This window comes from Acidihalobacter sp. (assembly GCF_037381185.1).
Classification (GTDB): Bacteria; Pseudomonadota; Gammaproteobacteria; order DSM-5130; family Acidihalobacteraceae; genus Acidihalobacter_A.
The window spans coordinates 695-5,471 of sequence record NZ_JARRQY010000101.1 but is presented as its reverse complement, the minus strand read 5'-3'; the positions used below and the strand labels follow the sequence as shown (position 1 = coordinate 5,471).

At 64.6% G+C, this 4,777-nt stretch carries 3 protein-coding genes and 2 pseudogenes; 2 read left to right on the top strand and 3 right to left on the bottom strand.

Annotated features, from left to right (window positions below; all coding sequences use genetic code 11):
* A pseudogene (locus P8014_RS20205) lies at positions 1-440 on the top strand (IS21 family transposase); the annotation flags it as partial.
* A gap of 203 nt (positions 441-643) precedes the next feature.
* On the opposite strand, the pseudogene istA reads toward P8014_RS20205, so the two are convergent.
* Positions 644-1,654: pseudogene (gene istA, locus P8014_RS20200) on the bottom strand (IS21 family transposase); the annotation flags it as partial.
* 214 nt (positions 1,655-1,868) lie between these two features.
* Between istA and P8014_RS20195 the strand changes: the two are divergent.
* On the top strand, positions 1,869-2,942 hold the full coding sequence (locus tag P8014_RS20195; RefSeq protein WP_337819134.1) for an IS5 family transposase: 1,074 nt from the start codon (positions 1,869-1,871) through the stop codon (positions 2,940-2,942).
* Between the two features lie 392 nt (positions 2,943-3,334).
* Here P8014_RS20195 and P8014_RS20190 read toward each other — a convergent pair whose 3' ends face one another.
* Positions 3,335-4,297, bottom strand: a complete 963-nt coding sequence (locus tag P8014_RS20190) for an IS1595 family transposase (protein WP_337819135.1) — start codon at positions 4,295-4,297, stop codon at positions 3,335-3,337.
* A gap of 87 nt (positions 4,298-4,384) precedes the next feature.
* On the bottom strand, positions 4,385-4,777 hold a 393-nt coding region (locus P8014_RS20185; protein ID WP_337819133.1), incomplete at its 5' end, for a hypothetical protein.

Below are 4,777 nucleotides of genomic sequence, written 5' to 3'. Positions count from 1 at the left end.
TGGTCGTCGTGGCCGAGCAGGCGGGGATTGCCGAGCATACCCGTGCCACCGACCGCGACCATGTGGTGTACGACTGGCAGCACTACGTGCCGCTGGTGGAGCGCAAGCCGGGTGCGTTGCGCAATGGCGCCCCCTTTGCGGAGATGCCGGACCCGTTGAAGCAGTTGCGCCGTGCCCTGCTGCGCCGTCAGGGCGGTGACCGGGTCATGGCCCAGGTGCTGGGTGCCGTTCCGCAGCATGGCCTGGACGCGGTACTGGTGGCGGTCGAGCTGGCGCTGGAGTCCGGCCGGCCCAGTGCCGAGCATGTACTGAATCTTCTGGCGCGCCTGCGCGAAGGTCCGCCGCCAGCACCCGTCGCAACATCCCTGACTGTCGCAGAGGCTCCGACCTGCGACACCCAGCGCTACGACGCGCTTCACGCGGAGGTAACCCATGACTGACCTCATCACCGAGCTCAAGGGGCTGCGTCTGTATGGCATGGCCAACGGCTACGCCGAGGCCCTGCAGAACAGCGGCAGCGTGGAGCTGCAGCAGACCGAGTGGCTCTTGCGGCATCTGGTCCAGGCCGAGCAGACCGACCGCGGTCTGCGCTCGATCCGCTACCAGATGCAGGCCGCACGCTGACCCGATGCCCGGCCCAGGCACAGGGGACGGAGTAGCGGTTGCGCGCCGCCGTCACCAGGCAGGTGCTCGATACCCGTGCCGGTGACTCGATGTAGCCATCGAAGGGCGCGGGCATCGGCATCAGATGGGCCTGCTCGTGTTCCAGCGCTTCGGCGATGGTCATGCCCGGATGCTCCGGGTGCGCCGCACGGCGTGCCTCGACACAGTGCGTGGCCAGCCAGACGTTGAGCTCGGCGAAGCTGGAAAAGCGCTGTTCCAGGGCGGCCTGCCAGATCCGCCGCCGGCTGTCCTGAACGCCCTTCTCGACGCGCCCCTTCTCCCAGCCGCTGGCGACGTTGCAGAAGTCCGGATCGATCAGATAGTGCGCGGTCATCGCGGCGAAACGGGCGTTGACGATCCGCGCCTTGCCGCGCCCTGGCACGCGGTCCACTGCCGTCTTCATGTTGTCGTAGATCCCGCGCCGGGCAATGCCACCCAGGCCCGTCAGGCAACGCAGGTGCGCATCGAACAGCATCTCGTGGCTCTGCGTCGGATACGCCACCAGCCAGAACGCCCGTGAGGCACACAGCTTCATGTGCGCCAGCTGGATCTTGCGCCAGACGCCGCCGATCACGATGCCTTCCTCGCTCCAGTCGAACTGGAACGCCTCGCCCCACTCGAACTGCAGCGGGACGTAGGCCGCGCGGGCCGTCACCGTTCCCGCCTCCGCCCGCCAGGCTCGTATCGCCTCGGTTACCCGGCTGTAGCTGCCGGTGAAACCCTGGGCCTGAAGCTGGGTGTAGAGGAACAACGCCGTGCGCCGTTCCTTGCGTGGCCGCCGCGCGTCGGTCTCCACCGCTCGCCGTAGCCACTCGATGTGTCCATCGAGCTTCTTGGGGCCGGCCTCGCGCCGGTAGGCCATCTCATTGCGTACCGGATCCCGCAGCCAGGCCTTGATCGTGTTCCGTGACAGACTCGTCCGCCGGGCTATCTCACTGATCGACAGCCCATCACGCAGCCGCATACGGCGGACTTTTGCGTACATCGCCATGGTGTGCACCTCGTCTCCCTGCCAGTCAAAACCACCGGCAGGTTAGGTTGAACACCCTGGTCAATTTTCAACGAGCAGAACCCCGTTTTCCTGGTCAATTTTCAACGCGCGCCAACACGCCATATCCAACTGTCGGCAGTTCTAACAGGCTGTTGAGAAACTCCCCGCTGACGTCGCGGTCATAGTTTGCCTCAATCGCAGAGCGTTGATCCCGATGCGCAGTCCCGACGTCCAGCAGCTTGGCATGTTCTCGTATGTGTCTGTGGAAGATCGCGTGCCCAGTGACCATCCGATCCGCAAACTGCGTGTGCTGGTGGACGGCATTCTGGCTGAACTCGATGAAGTTTTGGCGGCGCGCTACGCCGAAGGCGGCCGGCCGTCGATTCCGCCGGAGCGCCTTCTTCGCGCCTCGCTGCTGCAGGTGGTGTACAGCGTGCGCAGCGAGCGCCTGCTGATGGAGCAGCTTGACTACAACCTGCTGTTTCGCTGGTTCGTGGGGCTCAACGTGGACGATCCGGTGTGGGATCACTCGACGTTCTCGTTCAATCGCGAGCGGCTGTTTGACGAGGCGATTGCGCAGCGCTTTTTCGAGCACACCGTGCTGCTGGCGCGGGTGCAAGATCTGGTCAGCGATGAGCACTTCTCGGTCGACGGCACGTTGCTGGAAGCATGGGCCTCGCACAAGAGTTTCCGTCCGAAAGACGGCAGCGACAACGACCCAGACGACTTCCACGGCGAGAAGCGCAGCAACGACACGCACGCTTCCACCACCGATCCCGACGCGCGGCTGATCCGCAAGGGCAAAGGCAAGGAGGCGAAGCTGAGTTATCTGGCCAATGCCCTGATGGAAAATCGCAACGGCCTGCTGGTGGCCGTGGATGTGCGCCATGCCAGCGGCACCGGCGAGCGTGACGGCGCGCTCGATCTGCTGACCGCCGCCGGCGTGAAGCCCGGCGCGACGCTGGGCGCAGACAAAGGGTACGACACGCAGGACTTCGTCGCGGCGCTGAAGCAGCGCGGGATCAAGCCCCACATTGCCCGCCACACCAAAGGTCGACGCAGTGCGGTCGACCATCGCACCGCCCGTGGCAAGGGCTACGCGATGAGCCTGCAGGTTCGCAAACGCATCGAGCAGGGCTTTGGCTGGATCAAGACCATCGGCGGCCTGCGCAAACTGCCGCTGGTGGCGCTGCCCACCGTGCGCGGCTGGGTGACCTGGACGTTTGCGGCGTACAACCTGATCCGGCTCGGTGGCATCGGCGAGTGGTGGAACCCGTCGCCGACCTGAGCGCGACCACGGGAGACGTGCGCCTAAAACTCGGCCATCCATCCGAAATTCGCCGGCCACGCCTAATAATCCATAGCCGAGAGCTATCGATCGGCATCGGAGGGGCGCATTCTCAACAGCCTGCTAGGAGCATTACGACCGAAAGCAACAAACGCATACGCCTCCTTACTTGCTGTCTCCACCATGTCCGCTCCGGTTCGACAGGCAAACTTCAGCCAAGTGGCCAGCCGGCTGGCGATACTGGTTCGGTCACATGCCATCGCTGACCAGTTGTGTTGGCAACGCGTGGTCAGATCGTTAGCAATACGCATGTCGTCTTGTCGTCCGTGACTAGGCTGTAGATGGATGTCTTGCCTGAGAGGGCAATCGGACGACCTGATTAGCCCCGATCCTCAGCCATGAAAATTGCTGGCCATCCGCAAGACCGGCTCCGCATGGGGCTTGCACAGCATCATGGCGCGAGCCAGACGCGGCAGCATCTCGCGCAGCCGAAAACGTCGGTTGAAACGGTAGGCCGCCTCGGCCAAATAGCGCCGGGCGTACTTACCTTGGCGGATGGCGTGATAGCTCCCGCTGATCGCGCGTTTGACGTTACCTAGCAGCACGTTGACCCAGCGCGCGCCACGCACCTCGCAGGCCGCCCGTCCGCCGGCCGTTTCCAGCACCGTGTGAGCATGTCCGGCGTCGACGAAGCGGCGGAAACAGTACAGGCCGTCGCTGAAGACCTCCGCGTCCGGTGCCAGATGCCGTGCCTGCCAGTCCTTGATGCTCTCATCATCAAAGCCGCGCACTGGCTCGATGACCGCATGGGCCGGGTGCTCCAGTCCGGCATCGGTCTCTACGGCAATCAGGAAGGCCTGCTTGTTGGGCGAGCCGCGGCCGGGCTTACCGCCATTGAATTCGCCGCCCAGGTAGGCGTCGTCGATCTGTACGAAGCCCGACAGCTGACGTGGCGCCTCGCGCTCGGCCATCGCCTGCATGATCTTGTGCTTGATGCGCCAGGCAGCTTTGTAGTTCACGCCCAGGTGCCGCATCAGCTCCAGCGCCGCCATGTTGGTCTTGGTCGAGGTCAGCAGGTGGATCGCCAGCATCCAGGTACGCAGCGGCAGCTTGGTTCCCTGAAACACCGTGCCGCTGAGAAGCGTCGTCTGGTGCCGGCATGCGCGGCACTGGTAATAGACCTGCGCCCCTCGACGGAACCGGCAACGCCGGCGCTCGTTGCAAAGCGGGCAACGAAAGCCCTGCGGCCAGCGTGCCCGGTACAACGCGCGATAGCACTTCGCCTCGGCACCGTACTGCTGCATGAACTCCACCATCGACAGGCCCGGTTGGAACTGCACCCGATTCATCGCCATCATGCATCACCTCGCTATCCTCGATGGCGCCATGGTCCGACGTCGTCGTCGCAGATCATGCGACAGGCAGCTGAGGGTCGGGGCTAATCAGGTGCGCTCATGCAGTCCCCTGCCATCAGTGACCGGTATGAGCTGTTGCTGCGCCGCCGCCCATGACTGGCCCAGCTCCATCTGCCGCTGGACGGCATTCGCGTGCGCCTTGGACATGACGGCCGAGGCGCGCGAACAGGTATCGATCCAGTCGAGCGGCCATGCCGGCGCATCGGCATACCCGGCCATGGCCTTGAATGGATCCGGTTGCCCGGCCAGCAACTGACGGTACAGCGTGCCTTGCAGCCCCGCCGGATTGGCCACGGCCTCGGACAAGGTCTGCGAAGCATGAGAAAAGGCATCCAGCCATCGCTGCGCGGGGGGCGCGAACAGGGTATTGCTTGGTGCGAAGGGCGCGAAGGACGCGAAGGGAAGCAGGCAGTAGTCGAA